Origin of the sequence: Flavobacterium sp. 2, assembly GCF_049949195.1 — a bacterium.
GTDB lineage: Bacteria > Bacteroidota > Bacteroidia > Flavobacteriales > Flavobacteriaceae > Flavobacterium.
Window position 1 is genome coordinate 1,936,206 of record NZ_CP188206.1, and the last position, 21,486, is coordinate 1,957,691.

At 31.4% G+C, this 21,486-nt stretch carries 21 protein-coding genes and 2 tRNA genes; 8 read left to right on the plus strand and 15 right to left on the minus strand.

Features of this window, described 5'->3' with window-relative positions; all coding sequences use genetic code 11:
* Positions 1 to 111: 111 nt before the first annotated feature.
* From ACNFIH_RS08235 to ACNFIH_RS08285, 11 genes are all read right to left on the minus strand, one after another.
* The gene (locus tag ACNFIH_RS08235; RefSeq protein ID WP_142450603.1) at positions 112 to 909 is read right to left on the minus strand and encodes an SDR family NAD(P)-dependent oxidoreductase; all 798 of its coding nucleotides are present in this window, start codon (positions 907 to 909) and stop codon (positions 112 to 114) included.
* Positions 910 to 931: 22 nt separating this feature from the next.
* Positions 932 to 1,735: a helix-turn-helix domain-containing protein gene (locus ACNFIH_RS08240; protein ID WP_426486242.1), complete on the minus strand. Its 804-nt coding sequence runs from the start codon at positions 1,733 to 1,735 to the stop codon at positions 932 to 934.
* A 310-nt stretch (positions 1,736 to 2,045) separates the two neighbouring features.
* Positions 2,046 to 2,483 (minus strand): hypothetical protein, encoded by a 438-nt coding sequence (locus ACNFIH_RS08245; protein ID WP_426486243.1) that lies wholly within the window; start codon positions 2,481 to 2,483, stop codon positions 2,046 to 2,048.
* Positions 2,484 to 2,577: 94 nt separating this feature from the next.
* The gene (locus tag ACNFIH_RS08250; RefSeq protein WP_426486244.1) at positions 2,578 to 3,426 is read right to left on the minus strand and encodes a PQQ-binding-like beta-propeller repeat protein; all 849 of its coding nucleotides are present in this window, start codon (positions 3,424 to 3,426) and stop codon (positions 2,578 to 2,580) included.
* Positions 3,427 to 3,754: 328 nt separating this feature from the next.
* Complete coding sequence (locus ACNFIH_RS08255) at positions 3,755 to 4,573, minus strand: DUF5694 domain-containing protein (protein WP_426486245.1); 819 nt, start codon at positions 4,571 to 4,573, stop codon at positions 3,755 to 3,757.
* A gap of 275 nt (positions 4,574 to 4,848) precedes the next feature.
* Positions 4,849 to 5,649: an SDR family NAD(P)-dependent oxidoreductase gene (locus ACNFIH_RS08260; protein WP_426486246.1), complete on the minus strand. Its 801-nt coding sequence runs from the start codon at positions 5,647 to 5,649 to the stop codon at positions 4,849 to 4,851.
* Between the two features lie 111 nt (positions 5,650 to 5,760).
* Positions 5,761 to 7,773, minus strand: coding sequence for a M13 family metallopeptidase (locus ACNFIH_RS08265; protein ID WP_426486247.1), 2,013 nt, complete (start codon positions 7,771 to 7,773; stop codon positions 5,761 to 5,763).
* A 209-nt stretch (positions 7,774 to 7,982) separates the two neighbouring features.
* Complete coding sequence (locus ACNFIH_RS08270) at positions 7,983 to 8,630, minus strand: hypothetical protein (RefSeq protein WP_426486248.1); 648 nt, start codon at positions 8,628 to 8,630, stop codon at positions 7,983 to 7,985.
* A 47-nt stretch (positions 8,631 to 8,677) separates the two neighbouring features.
* Positions 8,678 to 9,067 carry a hypothetical protein gene (locus ACNFIH_RS08275; protein ID WP_426486249.1) on the minus strand — a complete coding sequence of 130 codons (390 nt, stop codon included), beginning with the start codon at positions 9,065 to 9,067 and terminating at the stop codon, positions 8,678 to 8,680.
* A 38-nt stretch (positions 9,068 to 9,105) separates the two neighbouring features.
* Positions 9,106 to 9,564: an SRPBCC domain-containing protein gene (locus ACNFIH_RS08280; protein ID WP_426486250.1), complete on the minus strand. Its 459-nt coding sequence runs from the start codon at positions 9,562 to 9,564 to the stop codon at positions 9,106 to 9,108.
* Positions 9,565 to 9,652: 88 nt separating this feature from the next.
* Positions 9,653 to 10,144, minus strand: coding sequence for a hypothetical protein (locus ACNFIH_RS08285; RefSeq protein ID WP_426486251.1), 492 nt, complete (start codon positions 10,142 to 10,144; stop codon positions 9,653 to 9,655).
* A gap of 461 nt (positions 10,145 to 10,605) precedes the next feature.
* Here ACNFIH_RS08285 and ACNFIH_RS08290 point away from each other — a divergent pair.
* Positions 10,606 to 10,677: transfer RNA gene (locus ACNFIH_RS08290), tRNA-Glu, on the plus strand.
* Positions 10,678 to 11,082: 405 nt separating this feature from the next.
* Positions 11,083 to 12,177 carry an exopolyphosphatase gene (locus ACNFIH_RS08295; RefSeq protein WP_426486252.1) on the plus strand — a complete coding sequence of 365 codons (1,095 nt, stop codon included), beginning with the start codon at positions 11,083 to 11,085 and terminating at the stop codon, positions 12,175 to 12,177.
* A 113-nt stretch (positions 12,178 to 12,290) separates the two neighbouring features.
* Here ACNFIH_RS08295 and ACNFIH_RS08300 read toward each other — a convergent pair whose 3' ends face one another.
* Positions 12,291 to 13,553, minus strand: coding sequence for a MutS-related protein (locus ACNFIH_RS08300; RefSeq protein ID WP_426486253.1), 1,263 nt, complete (start codon positions 13,551 to 13,553; stop codon positions 12,291 to 12,293).
* A 338-nt stretch (positions 13,554 to 13,891) separates the two neighbouring features.
* On the opposite strand from ACNFIH_RS08300, the gene ACNFIH_RS08305 reads away from it, so the two are divergent.
* On the plus strand, positions 13,892 to 14,443 hold the full coding sequence (locus ACNFIH_RS08305; protein WP_426486254.1) for a DUF4494 domain-containing protein: 552 nt from the start codon (positions 13,892 to 13,894) through the stop codon (positions 14,441 to 14,443).
* A gap of 78 nt (positions 14,444 to 14,521) precedes the next feature.
* On the opposite strand, the gene ACNFIH_RS08310 is transcribed toward ACNFIH_RS08305, so the two are convergent.
* Entirely contained in the window at positions 14,522 to 14,941 is a 420-nt protein-coding gene (locus ACNFIH_RS08310) for a hypothetical protein (protein ID WP_426486255.1), read from the minus strand.
* A gap of 230 nt (positions 14,942 to 15,171) precedes the next feature.
* Between ACNFIH_RS08310 and ACNFIH_RS08315 the strand changes: the two genes are divergently transcribed.
* The 3 genes from ACNFIH_RS08315 to ACNFIH_RS08325 all read left to right on the plus strand — a co-directional run bounded on the left by ACNFIH_RS08315 (position 15,172) and on the right by ACNFIH_RS08325 (position 17,424).
* Positions 15,172 to 16,698 (plus strand): ArnT family glycosyltransferase, encoded by a 1,527-nt coding sequence (locus ACNFIH_RS08315; protein ID WP_426486256.1) that lies wholly within the window; start codon positions 15,172 to 15,174, stop codon positions 16,696 to 16,698.
* Positions 16,699 to 17,223: a DUF4269 domain-containing protein gene (locus ACNFIH_RS08320; protein WP_426486257.1), complete on the plus strand. Its 525-nt coding sequence runs from the start codon at positions 16,699 to 16,701 to the stop codon at positions 17,221 to 17,223.
* 128 nt (positions 17,224 to 17,351) lie between these two features.
* Positions 17,352 to 17,424, plus strand: a tRNA-Met gene (locus tag ACNFIH_RS08325).
* A 113-nt stretch (positions 17,425 to 17,537) separates the two neighbouring features.
* Here ACNFIH_RS08325 and ACNFIH_RS08330 read toward each other — a convergent pair.
* Entirely contained in the window at positions 17,538 to 17,984 is a 447-nt protein-coding gene (locus tag ACNFIH_RS08330) for a hypothetical protein (protein ID WP_426486258.1), read from the minus strand.
* A 543-nt stretch (positions 17,985 to 18,527) separates the two neighbouring features.
* The gene (locus ACNFIH_RS08335) at positions 18,528 to 18,878 is read right to left on the minus strand and encodes a hypothetical protein (RefSeq protein WP_426486259.1); all 351 of its coding nucleotides are present in this window, start codon (positions 18,876 to 18,878) and stop codon (positions 18,528 to 18,530) included.
* Between the two features lie 215 nt (positions 18,879 to 19,093).
* Here ACNFIH_RS08335 and ACNFIH_RS08340 point away from each other — a divergent pair, with 215 nt between their 5' ends.
* Positions 19,094 to 20,434, plus strand: coding sequence for a TlpA family protein disulfide reductase (locus ACNFIH_RS08340; RefSeq protein ID WP_426486260.1), 1,341 nt, complete (start codon positions 19,094 to 19,096; stop codon positions 20,432 to 20,434).
* 224 nt (positions 20,435 to 20,658) lie between these two features.
* Entirely contained in the window at positions 20,659 to 21,423 is a 765-nt protein-coding gene (locus ACNFIH_RS08345) for a ThuA domain-containing protein (protein ID WP_426486261.1), read from the plus strand.
* Positions 21,424 to 21,486: the final 63 nt, after the last annotated feature.

The window sequence follows — 21,486 nt, forward strand, 5'->3', positions numbered from 1 at the left end:
TTATTCATGTTAAAAAAATTGCGCAAAGTCAGAGACATTTGCGCAGCTTTTCAAAACAAACATTTCCCATATCGGAACCCACTGTGTTATTAGACTATTTAAAAGAATATTTTACAAACATTTAATAGTACCGCCATCTACCCTAATGGTAGCTCCACTAATGTAATTAGCATAAGTACTACACAGATATGCAACTGCTCCGGCAATTTCCTCTGGTTCTCCAAACCTTCCGGTATCATTTGGAATGAGCTGCTGAACTGCCTTAGATTTTATCTCCTCTAAATCGGTCCCCCAGTTAAACTTAGGCGCAGCATTCACAAGCCAATCTTCAACCATAGGATTTATGATTGCCCCAGGAGACACTACATTTGAAGTTATTCCGGTTTCTTGCAGTGTTCTCGCAAGTGAGATTGAAAGATTATGCCTTGCAGCAAGTGTCGCGTTATAATGTGGTTGCTCTTTAATAGGCTGTATAGCAAGACCTCCGCCTATATGAATAACACGTCCCCAACCTAATGTTTTCATTTGTGGTACTATACGCTGAATCATTCTCACATAAGAAACGACATTGTTGTTATAAATTTCAGCCCAATCAATTGCAGTTGCTTCACCCCAGGATTTATGCGATGTCACACCCGCATTATTAATTAAAATATCAATCTGACCATTTTTAAGCGCAGCCGAAGCAACCTCATCAGCTCCGTTATCAGTACTGAGATCACCTAAAGCTATTTCTGCCATTCCTCCATTGTTAATAATTTCCTGACACACAACCTTAGCACGATCTTCATTTCTGCCATGAACTATAACAGTCGCACCTTCATTTGCCAGCATTTTAACTATTGACTCTCCCAATCCCGAACTCGAACCGGTTACAAGCGCTCTTTTTCCTTTTAATTTTAAATCCATTTTTATCTATAATTAACTATTCTTATTTTTTTTGTAAAGGTGAAATACCAAATTCTTTTTTATACGCATAAGAGAAATGAGACATATTAACAAAACCTATTTCTAAATAAATCTCACTTGGACGCTGCCGGCAATTTTCTATTAAATATTTTGCCTCATAAAGCCGTTTTTTAGTAAGCCATCTGCTTGGAGTAATCCTAAACAATCTTGCAAAATCTCTTTTGAAACCTGACAAACTGCGTCCTGTGAGAAAAGCAAATTTTTCTAATGGTACATTATACCTGTAATGACCATTCATAAATCCTTCTAAATCCAATTTTCCAGGATCGCTAAATTCAAATAGCATTTCCTTAATTTCCGAATCAATATCTGCAAGTATTAAAACCAGCTCCTTAATTTTAATTCGTAAAATTTCTGGATCAGTATCTCCTCTTTGAGCATATTCATTAAATGCAACTACAGATTTTGCCAACATACTATTGGCCTTAATAGCCTTAACACCTTCACCGTGAAATCTCTCTGACTTGAAACCGATTTCTTTCGAAATCTCCATAAGCGTATTTTGGTCAAAATGAACTGCTATAGACTTGAATCCATCAGATTCAGTATGTTTAATTGATTTTGCTAATTGATTTCTTCTAAAGAAGCGGTAATCACCAGCCGTAAAAGTATATTTCTTGCATCCTATCCATACATCATGTCTGCCACTTATGATATAACTAAAGATGTGATCAGACACAAAGGCCTCGCCTTCAACATTATCTCCAAAATAGAGGTTTTGTATTAGCTTTGGTTCTGAAAGAGTTTGAACTTTTTTTGATTCCATTTTCTTTGCATTTTTATCTGATACAAATTTCTTAAATAAATCAATCCACAAGTTTGTTCAAACGTCCAAACTTATTTGTTGTCGCTAAAAAAACTATCGCATAATATTAATTACTAAATAATAAGATATTTGAATACTTTCTGCTACTAAAACAAAAAGCTTCAGATTTCTCTGAAGCTTTTTTTGTTTATACCTTTCTGATTCTCTTTGCGGGCACAGATTGCAAATCTGCGCTAACGTTGTCTACATATCGGAGCGATCGGGTTTAAATATTTGAATGCTTCCCGCTACTAAAACAAAGCTGCCCAAATTATTTTTCTCTGTAAATTTCAAATCCGCCACTTGCAACTTCTTCTATATATTCTTCTTCTGTTATTTTTTGCTCATAAATAACCATTTCCCAGGTTCCTGAAAATTTTTTTTCTATTTCGTCATAAAATCCAAGATACTCGATGTTAGGATGACTCAAATTTTTATCAACTAAAATTTTACCATTTTCATCTTTGTAGTAATAATATGGATAATTTACTATAAAACTAATTTTATCATTTTCAATAAACCCTTTTACTAGAATCGGTTCTGTAATGATATTTTCGGATTCTGAATCTATTGTTGTTCCCATAAATGAATTACCATTAAAAGTTAAGTTCATTTTAAATGAGACTACTATGTAACTATCAATAACATCATAACCTTCTAAGTATGAAAAAGAACCTTTCCAAATTTGTTCATTATCGATGATTATCATATTTTTTTCTTTTTTGCTATTTTTTATAATGAATTATTTCCCCACTAGCGCGAGCGTCTCGCTCGTGTTAGCAAATGCAAGTTTTCGGCGTATTCTATTTAAGCACCCAAATTTCGCTTCCGCCTGTTGGAAAATAAATTTTATTATTATCGACAATTGGCGTCGAAATTCCATAATGAAATGTCTGAATGAAATTTATTTTTCCTGTTACATTATTTACTGAATATAAATTACGGTCCTTAGTCCCAAAATATATATTCTCTTTAAAATGTATAATATTACTTTCTGCGTAATCGTTTTTTAAGTTTAATAACCAATTTATTTTTCCGTTTTCAGCATTTATTGAAAAGACCTTGTTGTCATATGTACTTAAAATTACATTATCATCCACAACGCAAGGCTCATAATATAAATCACAATTTAAAGATTCTGACCAAATTTGATCTCCGCTCTTATAATCCAACATCAAAATCTTTCCTTTTTTGAAATCTTTGTCAAGACAAACTAGAAGCCCTTTTCGTGTTTTAATTTGACTTATATTTTTAAAATTTTCATATTTATTTTCCCAGATAATCCTACCATTTTCGCTATTAATTGCCAAAAGTTTTGCACTAAGTTCGGACAGTCCTAAATATATAGTCTTTTTAAAAAAAGCAGGTTTATTGGTTTCTGTAATATTTGAATCTTTAGGCAAATGCCAAATTATTTTACCTTCTGTTTTATTTAGTTTACTAAACCCATTTCCTTGAACAGAACCATAAATAAATTCATCATTTTCAGCTAAGTCCTTTCTTAAATTTATTTCACCATTAATTTTCCATTTTAATTTTCCTGTCGGGTCAAAACAACATAGATCACTTCCATATTCTTGCAAAAGTAAATTTGAGTCAGAGATTAATGGTTTATGAAATGGATTGTAGTCACTTATAAATTTTAAATACACTTTCGCATCTTCTAAATTTATCGAGTAGAAAGTTCTATTATCATTTCCGAAATACAACTTCTTGTTTTTCGCAACCAATGTTGTTGGTACCCAATCAAATTGTTTATTTCTCCAGAGTAATTTTACATACTTCTGATTATCATCAAATGAAGTTTCATTGCTCTTTTTACAGCCGAAAAGACAAACTAAAAAAATGAATATTATAAATTTTGTTATTTTCATTCGTGTTACGATTTCTTCCAAAATACCTACTAACTTGTTTATATGTCTGACGATCCCCCGCTATCACGAGCGTCTCGCTCGTGAACTCAAGTGGTTGACAGCAGTTTTATTTTAATACGCTACTTACCTCAACAATTTCAAAATCATCATTGTTTTGTAACAGGTGTTTTAAAATAGGAATATGTCCTTGTCCAAATATTAGAATAACATATTTGTCATTTGCATTTATCTGATTTGTTATATTAGCATAAATAGCAAGATTTCTTAAATACCAATCTGATACATATTCTGCTCCTGCAAAATTTTTACCTGCTCCAATTTTTGCTATAAATTTTAGATAAATTGATAAATTTCTTTTTAATTCGTCAGGTTTATTTATGTATTTTAAAACTTCGGTTATCGTACCTTTTTTCAACTGATTATCAAAATCACTTATCATTGCATTTGCCTGAGTTCCTAAATCTTTTAGCAAATAAAGTTGATTGTTTTCTTTTGCGGTTGCAGCCATTAAACTATCATGTACCAATCCATAGAATTTGTCAACACAGTTTATTTGATTTAATTTTAATTTTTTACCTAACCTAAAACCAATTTGTTCTCTTTCTGAAACTGTAAGTTTATAATGACCTGTTAAATATAAATTATACAAACTATCGCTAGAACGTTGATTTTCAATTGGTCTTTCAATCATCATTTTAGTCGCCTTTGTTTGAGATAGAACATTAGTCAAATCTTCTAATTCAGTTTGTCGCTTAGCGCTTAAAAAATCGTCCGTTTTTAGCTCAAATTTATCTGTATGCGGGTTTTCAAAATGAATTGTCCCGATTAATAAAATTTTCGTTTTATGTCTAGACTCTTGTCCAAAAGTTGTTGTAACTAATAAAATCGTAATTAAAAATGTAGAAATTGTTTTAATGAAAGTCATTTTTTAAATTTATTTTTTATCGTTCGTGTTTTCCCAAATTGTTCCCAACTTATTTGTATGTAAAAAAAACACGCAAAGCGACCCAATTTCACATACAATTAGCATTCCGTTAGTAAAAATAAATCATTAATACTACTCTTCTTTACGGCTTTCCTCATTATTCAAGATAAGTTGTCTTTTCTTTTTATCTGCCAAAAATGCTAGCGTCTCGTTCGTGAACATAAGGCATGTTCATGAACGAGACGCTAACGTTAATCAATATTAATTTAATCTTTTTATGAATCGGGTTTTGGACCTTTTGAAATTATAAATCTTACTATTCCAGGAAACCAATTTTGGAGCCACACCACTACTTTGCCATGTCCAGTAAAAACATAATTCCGCTTTCGTTTTAAAACAGCTTTTACCATCACTTTTGCTGCTTTATCGGTTGGCCAGATTAAATTTGACGGACGTGGATCTGGTTGTTCTGGATGCCAAACTCCGTCATTATCAATTCTTGCAATTTCTGAAGCCACAAATCCGGGATGCAACGTAGTACAACTCACACCTGTTCCCATTAATTCAACTTGCATAGTCAGACCAATAGAGTGCACAGCAGCTTTTGAAGCACCATAAGCACCAATGTTTGGATTAGGAAGATACGCAGCTACACTGCCTACCAAACCAATCCTTCCATTATTTTTCTTTAAATAGGGCAATGCATATTTAATCGTTAAAGCTAAGCCAATAACATTTCCTTGTAATTGTCTGTTCCAATCTTTGGCTGTTAGTTTTTCTACACTTCCAAAAACACCAAAACCTGCATTTGCAACTACAACATCCATTCGCCCCCATGTTTCAATGATTTGTTGGACAGCAGTTTCAATAGCAGTTTCTTCCATTATATCACAAGGAATTACCAATGCTTCACCACCGGAAAGCCTAATTTCATCTGCCACTTTATCCAATAATTCTTTACGTCTGGAAGAAAGAACAACTTTATATCCTAATCGTGCCCACTCAAAAGCCATTGCTTTGCCAATACCTGATGAAGCACCAGTTATCCATACTACATTTTCTTGGACATTTGTCATTTTAAGCTTTTTTAGGTAGCAACATTGTTTTTCAAGTTATTTTCGGAATTATCAAATCATCCCCAATTCAAAACCAAATTTCTATTAAGCCAATTGCCTAAATCCATACTATTACCAAATCGTTATCCTATCCTTCTTCGGTAAAAACATTTTATCTCCTTGTTTTACATTAAATGCATCATAAAAAGGCGTAGTATTCATTAGCGGACCATTAACACGCCAATTTGGTGGAGAATGTGGGTTATTATTAATCCACAAACGCAGAAATTCGTCTTTCATTTTTACTCGCCATATTTTAGCTATAGAAATAAAGAAGCGTTGGTCTGGAGTAAATCCGTCGATTTTTGTGTTTCCTTTTCCTTGTTCGGTCATTTTAAAAGCATCATAGGCAACTGCTATTCCAGCAATATCTGCCGTATTTTCGCCAACTGTCATTGCACCATTAATATGTAGATCGCCTAAAACAGTATAAGTACTATACAAATTGATAACCTGTTGTATTCTTGACTTAAACTGTGCATAATCTTCTTTTGTCCACCAGTTTTTCAAGTTTCCATCTTTGTCATATTGAGCACCTTGATCATCAAAAGTATGAGTTATTTCGTGACCTATAACCATTCCTATTCCACCATAATTAAGTGCATCATCTGCATTATTATCAAAATATGGGGCTTGTAAAATACCTGCAGGAAAAACAATTTCATTTGCAGTAGGGTTATTATATGCGGTAACTGTCGGAACTGTAGTAAACCATTCTGATTTATCGACTGGTTTGCCCAATTTTGCTAATTGAAATTGATACGCAGCTTTAGAAGCCGAAATAATATTCTCAAAATAAGTGTTTCTAGCTACATTCACATTGCTGTAGTCTCTCCATTTATCTGGATATCCTATTTTCTTAGTAATAGCGAACAATTTTTCTTTCGCTTTTTGTTTCGTGATTGGACTCATCCATTCCAATTTATCAATTCTTTTGCCATACGCTTTTTGCAAATTATTCACGAGAACTAACATGCGTTTTTTGGCATCTTCTGAAAAATATTTCTTTACATACAATTCACCCAGCGCTTCGCCTAAGTAACTATCAATGACATTAGCCATTTTTTCGCCGCGTGATTTTTGAACAGCCTGACCAGAAAGCACTTTAGTATATTCAAATGAAGCATCGACAAAAGGTTTACTTAAATCATCAGCATATCTTTCTATAGAGTTTGCTTTCAAGTAAATTTTCCAATTATTAAGCGGAATGGTTTTTAAGAGCTTATTAAGAGCATCATAATAAGCAGGCTGGCATACATTAATAGAATCGGTTTTAGCACCTAAATTATTTAAAAAAGCAGTCCAATCGATATTAGGGTGTCTTTTTACAAGATCTGTCACCGCTATTTTATTATAATTTGCTTGTACATCTCGAAGTTCAACTTTTGTTTTATGCGAAGTCGCGAGTTGCTTGTCAATACCATAAACCAAATCAGCATTCTTTTTAGCATCCTGGGCGTTGCTGCCAGTTTGCTGAAATAATGTAATAAGGTATTTTTTGTATGCTTCCTGTATGGCAACAGTCGACGAATCTGATTTGAAATAGTAGTCCCTATCTGGCAAACCTATACCGGTTTGATAGATTTGGGCAATATTCATTTTGCTATTCTTATCATCAGGTGAGACTCCAAAACTTATAACCGAAGGATTGTACACTTTTACTTGATCAACAACAAAGTTCATTAAGGACGGTAAATCACTAATTGCGTCAATTTTGGCAAGTAAGGGTTTGATAGGTGTATAACCGCGTTTGTCAATGGTTACAGTATCCATACCTGATGCATAAAAATCTCCTACCTTCTGCGCTATACTTCCTGCCGGATTTGTGCTTTTGGAAATACTGTCCAATATCCCTTGCAGACGCATTCGTTGTGGGAAATTCATAAACATATAAGCACCAACTCCGGATTGAGATGCAGGTATTGATACAGAATCGTACCATTTACCATTTACATATTTAAAAAAGTCATTACCAGGTGTCAATGTGGAATCTATTCCAGTGATGGCAACATTTTTTTTCTCTTGATGTTTTGAACATGATGCAAAAGCTAAGAATGCACTGAAGAGCACTAAGGTTTTTTTCATAATTTAAATGATTTCTATTAAAATGAACTGAAAGACGTTTGAAAGCAAAGTTAATTTTAGCAGAACAATATACGAATTCAGTTTTTAATTCTGAAGTTTTTGTGAGAATTACTACTTATAAAAAACAGAATTATAGACAGTTATTTATCTTTAAATGTAGTGATTCAGTATACATTTTGAAGTTACATCGGTTTTTACAAGTTCGTTATTTATACTTTTTGTTCTCCCGATTTAATTGTTATAAAATCATCATACTGGGTAAAATACTCTAGTCCCAAAACTAATAGTATCGAGCTTGCATTATAGACCTTCTGCATTATGATGGCTGAACTCAAATAACCAAACCCAAATAGGAAAAAGAAACAGTAAAAAGTCAACAAGCAAATAATACAGCAAAATTTAAGTAAATGAAGTTTTGACTTTAGGATCAATACAGTAATAATAAATAAACCGATTAATGTTAAAACGATCGATATTGTTCCCAGATCGTGTAAGGGTGTTGCAATTAAGAAAATAAATAATATGTTGGCAACTCCTATAAATTTTAAAATTTTAGCCCATTGTCTTAAAGCTATTTTTTTTGACATATGGATAAAAAAAACGCCATAACCAACCGATTGGAATGCCATTCCGATAATGGCCCAAATCCTGCCGGGATTTTCCGCCCCATTTATCGCTTTTGCAGCGAACAAATTACTTATGAAATTTTTTGACCAGCTAAATCCAATAGAATTTTTGTCAAGCAATGACCCGCCTGGATACAATAAGGATGCTATTACGATCAAAATCACAGAAATGACCAAACACATCAAAACCGAATGTTTCTGAACGATTTGCTTAATTGTTAAACTTTCCATTAAATTAATTGCTTAAATTCATTGTAGCAGCTGTGATGGACAGTATCTTATTTTTTTTCAAACTCCTTTTTAGCTTCTTTTCTTGACTTCTCAAATACATCAACGCCAAATTTCTCCAAAACTAGCTTTTTCATTGTTTCTTTATAACATTTTATTGAACCAGTAATAACGCAGCCCTTTTTTACAAATTTTATATTGTATTTTTCAAGCATGTAATTGTCATAAAATTTATAAAATTCTTCTTCGGATTCAAATGAAACAGTAAGTCCTGTTATAAATATATTATACTTACCATTATTAAAATCTGTTTGTGCTTTCTCCGTTCCATTTTCGCATGTTGCTTCATACCAAAAAAGATTGTCATCAACTTTTTGCTTTTCCTGAGAAAGTCCAATTAAGCAACTTAGAAAAAATATCAATATCAAAATTTGCTTCATAAAGATAGTTACCAAAATCTGTTTTATCTGTTCATTTTTTATTGTTCTGAAACTTCTTTTAATTTATCCATTGCTTTTGGATAATTGTCATTAAAGTAGTCCAAATATTCATCAATAACATCAATATCAACTATTACGGTTGTGATGCCGTTATTTTCCTGAAAGGTATAATTTTCATGTCCACCGGCCCATTTTTCTACCTGTTCACCTGTGGTTACTTCGGTATCTCCATCCAAAAATCCGTAATGACGAATGGAAACAAAATCGGCAGGTTTGTGTTCTGCAATTTCTGAAACCATCCCCCCTTTTTTGCCATTTTCATCTAATCCTACAAAAAGAATTTTGCTTCCTTTGTCCCAACTACCCTCATAAGTAGAAGTAGGATTAAAAGTTGCTGTCCAATATTCGTAAGTGGCTTTGTCTTTTAAGCCAAGCATCGTTTCATATACCTTTTGAGCTGATGCTTTAATTTCTTTTTTAAATTGTAATTTTTGCATTGCTTTCTTTGTTTTAAAATTTTCAAATCAGTTTATATCTGTTGTTATGAACATTTTGAGCATGCACAACATTTCCTAAAACACTAATTTACAACAATTTATTATGCTTTAATATTTCAGTTATACTTTCATTAAAAGGCAGTCGTATAATTTTTCTCCACTTTATCAATGTAGATTGATCGAGTTGATTTTCAATATCACTTATTAAAATCTCCTTTTTTCCAATGTAAAACTCATCAAAATATTCTTTTTTGTCCAATGTCTTTACATACTTGTCTTTTGTTATTAATTGAACATTCAGGGATTTGATGTTTTTCCATTCTACACAGTGAGAAAAGTACAAACTGTTTTTCAATATACCTCTCTTGTTTACTGTAACTACTGTTGAAAAATAATTCATTAAACTCATTGCTAAAATAGTCCCTGACGTATATAAAAAAATCAACAATTTCCTTAATATACCTTCTCCAAATCCAACATTAAAAGCGCACCAACCTACAAAAAACACAAACATTAAAGGTCCGCCCAAATTCCAAGTATTTTTAAATGTCAAGTTTTTAATTGTAAACTCTTTGTTCATTTTTTGATATAAAATTATATTTCGAATTAATCAATGGTTTCTGAAAATCTATTTCACACCAAATGTTCACGTAAATTTAATCTTTATTTCCAGATGCAAATAAATCAATTGAACTTGTGGAGCATTTAGCATTGTAAAACCTCTTTTTGTTTACAAACAAGATGATCATTCTAACATAAGGGAATTACAAAATCAAGAGAATATTCTTTCAAAACAAAAAATCACGTATAAAACTTTTATTTTTTTTAAATTTTTATTTTAAGAAAAAGAACTTCTTTATTTCATTCTCTACATAAAACAATCAATTACGAATCAAACAAATAAGTCTTAATCACACAAATTACTTCAGGCTTTTCTGCTTCTAAATTTGATGTTTTCAAAATAATTTCAAAAAGTTTTTTCAAAAAACTGTTTGCGTATTCCAAAATTATTTGCACTTTTGCACCCGCAATAGCAAAACAGGTCCGTTCGTCTATCGGTTAGGACGCCAGGTTTTCATCCTGGTAAGGGGGGTTCGATTCCCCCACGGACTACTTAGCAAGGCAAAAGCTTCAGAGAAATCTGAAGCTTTTTTTGTTTTAGATCGTTTGGGAAAAATATTAGCAGATTTTATCCGTTAACAATTGTATCAAAAATTGGCGATAAGAATCTAGAAATTTATGACATTCTCTGAAAAAAAATATCAAACTCAATAATCCTTCAAAAAGTAACAATAAAAAAACATGTAAGTTCTTTTTTCTTCAAACAAATTATCGGATTTTTGCAAAAATTAATTAAAACCCAAATACCATAATCCTAACAACCTATAATAAACTCGTTCGATTTTTAAATGACGTATAACGCAAAAAATCCAGAGTACACTTTCTTTACAATTTACACAATCAAATCAATATCGTACATCATTATTCACAACTATATTACAACAACAATTAAATCCAATGATTAAAAAAAACAAACCCCAAATTTTATTTTTTATTCTTTTAAATTTATTTTTTTCTCTAAACGCATTTTCTCAAAAAAGTGTTTACGCTGGAATTGAAATCGGAAGAAGAGCAATAAAAGTTTCTGTTGTCGATGTAAACAACATCAGAAAAGCCGACTATAAAATTCTTTATTTTGCAACAGACAGACTTGATTTTGCTGCACATATTGCCGAAAAAGGCGAACTTCCTCAAGAAGACATCAACAAAATTGGTATTACAGTTGTCGATCAATTAAAAAAAATAAAAACTGATTTTAAACTTCTTGAAGAAAACATCTTTATAGTAGCAGCTCCCGTTTTTGCACAAGCACGTAATATTGATCTTTTAAAAACCAAAATTAATACGCTAACTAATAAAAATCTTGACGTTTTAAACGTTAACGAAGAAGCAAAAACACTTGTTAAAGGTGCAATGCCTCCAGTTGATTTTGCTAATGCATTCTTACTTGATATTGGCGCTCAAACTACTAAAGGCGGCTATATTGATGAGCTTGAGGACGACAAATTAGAATTTATTCCTTTAGAACTTGATTTTGGAACAATGACGCTTACTGACGCAGTAAAAAAGACAGTTGTCAATCCAAATCAGGCAAATGACATGGCTACTTATCAGGAAAAAGCATTTGACTTTAATCCAGTTTTGCGTAAAAAAGTAAAAGCATTACTAGATGCAAATCCTCCCTTGGCTAAAAAAAATAAAATCTATTTGTCTGGCGGTGCTGTTTGGGCTTTTGCAACGTTATACTACAATGACGAAATAAAAGATCATTATATTCCTTTAACTTTAGAAGATGTTGTCAATTATGATGCTATTCTGAAAAACAATTTTGTGAAGTTTACCAACCAGGCAAAAACCAATAAAGAAGTTGCCAGAGTTTTAAGCACTTATGACCAGCAATATCTTATTTCAGCTAATAATATATTACAGACTTGCCTTGAAAGTATTCCAAATTTACAATCGAAAAAAGTACTTTTTGTAAAAGAAGGACAAGTAATCTGGTTGATCTCTTACATCGCAGATCGCTCTAAAAAAGTAAATACTAATTTTTAAGTTATTATTTTAAATAAAAAAAAGCTTCAGAGAAATCTGGAGCTTTTTTTTATTTAAGATGAAAAAAAGCTTCAGAGAAATCTGGAGCTTTTTTTTATTTAAGATGAAAAAAACTAATTAACCTGTAAAAGCTTATTCAGCCCTTCTCTTTCAAACAAAATCCTTCCCACTTTAATATCCGACCATCCTTTTTTTAGTTTATAAGTAAATGTTGGAATGTTATCTATCAGCTCGCAGTCGAGATAATAAGTCGAAACGGTATCATTAGTCAGATTTTTTAATTCTTGAATATGCGTCGAAATTAAAAAATACGAATTCGAATAAATACTGACACCATTTATGGTTCGGGTACAAATTTCTAATGCATCTTCAACATTCGTTCCACTAAAAAGCTCATCAAAAACAACAAAACATCTTTTGCCGTCAGCCGCTTTCAAGACAACATCTTTGACATTAATTACTTCTGTCATAAAATGACTATAGCCATTCAAGATATCATCGCGTTTATTTATTCCAATTGAAAAATCAGTACAAAATGGAATTTCTGCCGAAGAAGCCGGAATACCAAAACCCAAATTCCCTAAATAAAGACACAAACTTACCGATTTAAGAAAAGTAGATTTTCCAGACATATTTGGCCCATTTAACACAATTACATTCTTAAATGCCTTAAAACTGTTTTTGATAGGATTTTCGACTAATGGATGGTAAAAATCATTAATATTCAGCGTGTTTTCTGTAAGAACCGGAAAAACAAATTCACGTTTTATGATTGCTTTACTAATCGACAAATACGATTCAAACAAAAATAAATCGTCCCAAAATTTTTCGATTTTTCCTTCTTCCTGCAATGCAGAAATTTTAGCTGTTATTTTTTTGAGATGCTTGCTCTTTAATTGCTTTTCCCTAATTATATATTCGTATTTACTCAATTCAAAAAAAGAAAGAAAAGACAAAATCCTATTCAAATCTTTTCTGTATGATTCAGGAAAATGAATAAGATTTAATCTTGTAAAACAAGTTGACTCTAGTCGATAAAAAAATAGTATTAATAAATGGATTTTATTGTGCGTAAGAATTTCATCAGCAGTTGGACCAAAAAACAGAAAGCGTTTCCAGTTGATTTCTTCTTCCCTAAAATTATTTAGAAAAAAATGAACTTCATTTAAATACAAAACAGTATAAGAGTACTTTTCCAAAACCTCATTATTCAAAGCAAATCCTTTAAGAATATTTTGCCTCTCAACAATTTGACTTTCGGTCGTTAAAGGCGTTTCTAATAAATAAAGAATCCTTTTTTTAGTGAAGCTATTCAGTGAAAAATCAAAAATAGGCAATACTTCTTCTTTTATGTTTAAATCCTGAATATTGTTCATACGCTTAAATTATCCTTAATAAATACATTAGGCTGATAACTAAATTTTGTTTAATCTAAAGTAGTAAAATTCTTCGAAAAAACATCATTCAAAATCTATTAAATTTAAAAAATTTAAAAATTTTTAACAAATAAAACACACCATATTCATTAATAACCGATGAAATACATGTTTTAAACATTTGTAATTAAAAAATCAAAGAGAATCAATAAACAACAAAACATTAAACAAAAATTAACAAATCAATAGTTGTTTTAAATTGTGAATATCTATTTGAGAATTTGAAACATATTTTCTCTTTAAAATCTATCTTTGACATCCTTAAAAATTACAAGAAAATGAGCGCAACTTGGTACGAATGCAAAGTAAAATATAGAAAAACAGATGAAACTGGAGGACAAAAAGTTTTAACCGAACCTTATTTGGTTGATGCTTTATCTTATACAGAAGCTGAAAAAAGAATGACCGAAGAAATGGTCGCTTACACTAGTGAAGAATTCAAAATCACAGCTATCAAAGTGGCAAATTATGCCGAAATTCATCCTTTTGAAAATGCAGACAGATGGTTTAAATCTAAAATCACTTTAATTGCTTATGATGAAGAAAGTGGCAAGGAAAGAAAAACAAGCATGTACATGCTTATTCAGGCAAATGATGTTCGCGAAGCTTTTGACAATACACTTCACGTAATGAAAAATACAATGGGAGAATATTCTATTCCAGCCATTTCAGAAACAGCAATTATGGATGTTTTCCCTTATTTCAGCGGTGAAGAAGGTGAAACAGAAATGCTGGAAAGATTCAATACACTGAAAGCTTCTAAGCCTGTAACTGCCGAAGTTCAGGATACAAATGAATTTGATCCTGCTTATTTAGAAGAAAGTCTTTAAATGCAAGACATTTTCTAATAAATGAAAATAAAAAAAGCAAAATAGAAATCTATTTTGCTTTTTTTATTTTACACTATTTTAATAAAGCATTTTTGCCAATGGCGTCACTGCCGAAGCTGATTTTGGCAATAAAGATGTAAGTGCATCAAATTGTGTTGGGCTTATGCTTTTCTTCATTTTAGCTATAAAAGATTCTCTACTGGCTGTCATTTTAGAAGTATAACCCGCCTTATCTGTAGCCATTGTAGGCAAAATGTTCTTCTTTTTATTTAAAGTTTCATTTACCAATGAATTCACAATCGGCTTTTGTGCCTCAGTTAATTTCAATTTTGGAGACAATACACCCATAACCTGATTCGAGATACTGGCAACATCAAAAGCAGGAACTGCTGTTGTCGATGCCTTACTCGCCGCTTTTGTAATTTCTCCTACACTTTGCGCATTTACAAATGAAATTGTCCCTAAAAGGACAGCCGCAATCAATAATTTCTTTTTCATGGTTTTTTCTTTTAAAGTTATTGCTGGGTATTAAAGGTAATAAAAATGTCAATTCAGCTGACACTAAACAACCATAAACATCTAAATATCTGACATTTACAACCCACTATTGTAAAATATTCTGAATATTCAAAAATCAAAATAAATCCTATCTTAGCTACAGAATTACGCGTTGATTTAAAACCACTTAGACAATCAAAGCCAAACAAACCTAAAAAACCAAAATCTACATGACCAAAAAGACATTTATTTTAATTGGGTTTATCATTTTAAAATTTGCACTGCAGTATATTTTGCTGAGTCCGGAATATGATCTGCAGCGTGATGAATATCTGCATCTGGATCAGGCGCATCATTTGGCTTGGGGATATTTATCGGTTCCTCCTGTAACTTCCTGGTTTTCGTATATCATTTATCAGCTCGGAAATACTGTTTTTTGGGTCAAGTTCTTCCCTGCCCTTTTTGGCGTTTTGACACTTTTAGTTGTCTGGAAAACAATTGAGGTTTTAAAAGGAAATTTATTTGCTTTGATTTTAGCTTCAACTTGCATTTTATTGTCATCGCTTTTACGATTAAACATGCTTTTTCAGCCAAATTCGGTAGACATTTTATGCTGGACCGCTTTTTATTTTGCAGTTATTCAATACATCAAAAGTGAAAAAGTAAAATGGCTTTACGCAGGCGCCATCATTTTTGCTTTTGGCTTTCTGAATAAATACAATATTCTTTTTCTTTTAATCGGACTTTTACCAGCACTTTTGCTTTCAAAACAAAGAAAAATTGTTGCTAACAAAAATCTTTATTTTGCTCTGATTTTGGGATTAATTTTAATTCTTCCGAATCTTTTATGGCAGTATAACAATCATTTTCCGATTGTGCATCACATGAAAGAATTGGCAGAAACACAGCTGGTAAATGTTGATCGGGCCGGATTTTTAAAAGAACAATTATTGTTTTTCATTGGCGGATTTATCGTTATTCTTTCCTCCTTTTATGCACTGCTTTTTTATAAACCTTTTGCAAATTATCGATTCTTTTTTCTTTCGATTGTCTTTACTCTTTTAGTTTTTATTTATTTCAAAGCTAAAGCGTATTATGCAATTGGTCTTTATCCAATTTACATTGCATTTGGCGCCGTTTTTTTAGGCGAAATTTCAAAAACAGGATGGAAACGATTCTTACAGCCCGTTTTAATCCTGATTCCGCTTTTGCTTTTTATTCCAATTTACAAAGTCGCTTTTCCTAATAAAACACCACAGGAAATAGTTGCAAAACCTGAAAAATACAAAAAATTTGGAATGCTTCGCTGGGAAGACGGAAAAGATCATGAATTGCCTCAGGATTTTGCTGATATGTTGGGCTGGAAAGAACTGGCCCGAAAAACCGATTCGATTTATGCTTTGTTTCCAAAATCAGAAAACACCTTGGTACTTTGCGACAATTACGGTCAGGCAGGAGCAATAAATTATTACACAAAAAACGGAATTAAATCCGTTTCTTTCAATGCCGATTATGTCAATTGGTTTAATTTAAACATCTATTACACAAACCTAATTAGAATAAAAGAATTTGAAGAAAACAGCACTGAGTTTGCAGAAACAAGTCCGTTTTTTGAAAAAGCTGCAATTGGCGGAGAAATAACAAACAAATTTGCCCGTGAATATAAAACGACAATTTTTGTTTTTACTAAAGCTAAAATCAATATCAACAAAAGATTAGAGCAGGAAATTAAAGAAGAGAAAAATTACGACAAATAAATGATCGACTTCAGCACAATTGAATATTTAAAATCTGGAAATGAAAGACAAATTCTGGCTTATGAAACTTTGGTGAGAAACAAGACCTTAGAAGTTTTGGTTGAATTTGACCCAATTCTTGTTGGCACAATTCCAATAAATATTGACATTGAAAACAGCGATCTTGATATTATTTGTTTTTGGCAGAATAAGGATCATTTTGTCAAAAAAGTCACTTCTCTTTTTAAAAATAAATCCGATTTTAAAATCAGAAAAACTATAATAAATGAGAAAGAATCTGTAATTGGAAATTTCAAACTAGATAATTTTGAGATTGAAATATTCGGACAAAATATTCCAACCAAAAATCAAAACGGCTACAAACACATGATTATAGAACACCAAATTCTGGAATCACGAGATGAAAATTTTCGACAAGAAATTATAAAACTGAAACAAAACGGATACAAAACTGAGCCTGCTTTTGCCAAATTATTAGGTTTAAAAAGTGATCCCTATTTAGAATTACTGAATTATAAAATCTAATTGCAAAACTAAAACAATCGCAATTCACTACACAACAAACAGTTACAAATTAAATTTATTAATATAAAAATATTTCACTAATTCCTTTGAAAAACTGTATTTAGTGCTTATCTTTGCACCCGAAACATCGCGGGATAGAGCAGTAGGCAGCTCGTCGGGCTCATAACCCGAAGGTCACAGGTTCGAGTCCTGTTCCCGCTACTAAGACAAAAGCTTCAGAGAAATCTGGAGCTTTTTTTGTTTATTTAGTTTTGTTCAGATTATTTTCATTTAGCTCTCGAGCAGGACGTTGGCGCAAATGGGAGTATAATATTTTATACTTGCTTAAACAATTCTATCAAGGCATTTTTTGTAGCAAGATGATGTGCGGTGTTTTCAGATGTTTTCCAATCCCCATCGACAACTGAAAATTTTAAAACAACATTGTTGTTATTGCTAATTGTGGATAAAACTTCGATAAATCTTAATATCACCGGTTTAATATATTCCTCAAAGTATTTCGGAAGTTTTTCTTCTTTAACTTCCCATTCATATGTATAACTATTAACAGGAGTATTACATTTACTATGTAAACCTTGAATATATTCTATTTTTTCGTTATCTCTTTCAATATCTAATTTTATTTTTACTTTACCATATCTACCTGCTCCCATTCTATAAATTTCATTTTCTCCATATAATGGAAGCTTAGACAAATCTATTTCTTTCAAAAGATTGTCTAAAATTTGATGATAACTACTTCCTAATATTATTTCGCTCATTTTTAAAATTTAAATTTTATTATAACATTATAAGATGTGGTTTTAACAACTTAACCAACAAGCAATAAAATGACATTATTTTTATATCAAAGTTTAATTTTCTAAAAGCGAATATAAGGAATGTCTTCTTACTATGTTTATGCAGATAAAATTTCATTAAAATAATAAACAAAATGGTTAGATATTTGAATGCTTCCCGCTACTAAGACAAAAGCTTCAGAGAAATCTGGAGCTTTTTTTTGTTTTTATACCTTTCTGATTCTCTTTGCCGGCACAGATTGCAAATCTGCGCTAACGTTGTCTATGTATCTGAGCGAAAGATTTTTATCTATCATATAGTAACTTTTCCAGTTTCTCATAATCGCCACTTTGCCCAAATTCTTCTGTGTTTGATTTTGTTCCTAAAATTATGCTGTCTCCGCAACCAAAACAAATTTTTGCTATACCAACAATTTTTGATTTTTTCTTAAAAATTAGGATGTCTCTATAAACATAAATACAACTAGATTCGAGAACTTGGTCATGTTTCTTTTCAGTAAAAATCTAGTCTATTTCTTCAAATTTTTTTGAGTTCACGCTAGTTTTTTCGTAACCAATAGTTTCCAATTTATCTAAAAATCCGACTTCATTTATACTTTTCGGAATCTTGCCAACAATAACACCAAAGCGAAATGAATCTTTTTCGGATTTTCCATAATTATCATAAAGTTCGGCGATTTTCTCTTCTTTAAAATCGTTTTTGTAATGAATTATTTCGTCGTAATTAAAATATTTTTCACTTATTATTCTTGATTTTTCATAAGTTATTAATTCTCCCGTCGGTTTAACTTTTTGATTACTCTTGGAATTAAAACCAAGCAATAAAATGGATAATAATAAGACTGTATTTTTCATTTATACGATACGTTCTAAAACTGTTTGCTAACTTGTTTATATGCCTGACGATCTACACAAGGCCATCAAAATTTGAGTAATATGAGTGGCAAATTTCAAACATTATTTATTTCCAAATATATAGCTTTTCAATACTACAAAATCCATTCTCAAAAAATAATTCCTTATTTTTAACAAGATTTCGTTTAATATTTTAACTATCTATCCACCAAAAAATGAAAAAAGCCCTTCTTTTATTACTAATCATAGCCTCCTACTCTTTTACGACTTCTGAAGAGATCGTAACTGTTTCTGGCAAAATCAAAAATACCGAAAATGGAACAATCAAAATTAAAGGAGAATTATTTGATAAAGAAATCAAGCTAAAACCAGACGGCAGTTTTTCAGAAAACCTACCATTACAATATGATGGCATTTATAAAATTGAAACTACTAAAAATAGCATTCCTGTATATTTAGCTAAAGATTCTAAATTAGTACTATCTACTGATGATGCAAACTTAAATTCAACTTTAAAATTTACTGGCAAAGGAAGTGTAGAAAATCAATATCTTGCTAAAAAACAGCTTATAACTTCAGCAATTTCAGATGAAGAACTTTATAAACTTAACGAAAATGAGTTTCTGAAAAAACTTCAGGAAATAAAAAATTCGATTAACACTTTATACCTCAAAACAAAATTCACTGATGCTGATTTCAAAGTAAAAGAAGCCAGAAGTATTCATTATCTAGAGCAAAAACATTTGTTTTTTTATAAAGCATTTGCAAGTGCAAGAGGTGATAAAGTTTCTGAAAAGTACCCAAAATTTGATCAAACAATCGATATGGACAATGACTCTGATTTTTTATTTTCAAATGAATATCAAGGAATTGTGCTATACAAATTCTATGAAAATATTAAAGGAGATGGTGGTGTTGATTTTGTAACAGCTAAAAATGCAATTCCAGAAATTAAAGCTCTTAAAAGTCAAAGCATAAAAAATCATTTAATTGAAAATTCAGCAAACGATATAAATATAAAAAATCTTAAATACGCTAAAATATATCAGGAATTTTTATCTATTACAAACGACCCAATTATTAAACAAACGCTAACTGCCAATTATAACGCAACAAATGCATTACAACCCGGTAATCCATCTCCAAAGTTTGATTATGAAAATCAAAAAGGAGGAAAAACTAGCTTAGAAAACTTAAAAGGAAAATATATTTATATTGATCTTTGGGCAACTTGGTGCAGTCCATGCCGTGAACAGTTCCCATTTCTTCAGAAAGTGGAAGAACAGTATAAAGGAAAGAATATTGAATTTGTCGCTATTTCTTTAGATGCGATAAAGGATCACTCAAAATGGAGCAAATTTGTTTCAGAAAAACAATTAAGCGGCATTCAATTATTGGCAGATAAGGAATTTGAATCAAAATTCATAAAAGATTATGGTATTCATGAAATCCCGATATTTATCCTTCTTGATCCTAATGGCAATATTGTTTCAGCACGTGCTCCAAAACCTTCTGACCCTAAACTTATTGATTTATTGAACAGTTTAAAAATATAATATCAAATTTCTAAACAATAAAAAAAACTGCGCAATTCTGAAAATTTCAGAATTACGCAGTTTTTCATTTTAGTATTTCCAAAAGCAGAATTACAACGCTTTTCTAGATTGCAACAAAAGATTTGTAGCTGTTTCAAAAACATCTGAAAGTCTCTCATGAAGCGAAATACCTTCTTAAAGAATAAATTATTTTTTCTATCTTCCCAAAATAAAATTCAAGCGAAATGACCTTTCTTTCTTCAATAAAAAAATCGGTTTTATCCATTTTAATTCTACTGACAAGTTTTTTTCTATTTTCTTTTTATCCGAAAAGCACCGAACAAATCAATTTTAAAAAAGAAAAAAAAGTCCTGATTTTCTCAAAAACAAACGGTTTCAGGCATGAAAGCATTGCTGCAGGAATTGCCGCCATCAAAAAATTAGGAACCGAAAATCATTTTATTGTAGATGCTACAGAAGATTCTCTTGCAATTAATTCAAAAAATTTAAAACAATATCAGGTCATTATATTTCTTAGCGCTTCGGGACATGTTTTGGGAGAAGAACAGAAATTGGCTTTGCAAAAATTCATTGAAAAAGGAAACGGTTTTGTAGGGATTCATTCCGCCACAAACTGCGAGCCAGACTGGCCTTGGTACACTAAAATGATCGGCGGAATTTTTGATGGTCATCCAGAGCCGCAAAATGCAAAACTTGTAATTGTGAATAACGAGCATCCGTCAACCAAACATCTTCCTGCGATTTGGGAAAGAAAAGACGAATGGTACAATTTCAAATATACAAATCCCGACGTAAATGTGCTCATAAAAATTGATGAATCATCTTATAAGGGCGGCAAACATGGTGATAATCATCCTTTGGCATGGTATCACGATTATGATGGTGGAAGAGCATTTTATACAGCCTTAGGTCATAGTCCTGAAAGCTACAGCGATCCGCTTTTTGTACAGCATTTGCTTGGAGGCATCAACTATGCATTTGGCAATTAAATACTTCGAAAAAGAAAGCAAATATCAAACAATTCATCAAAATCCAACTCCTATACAAACAAT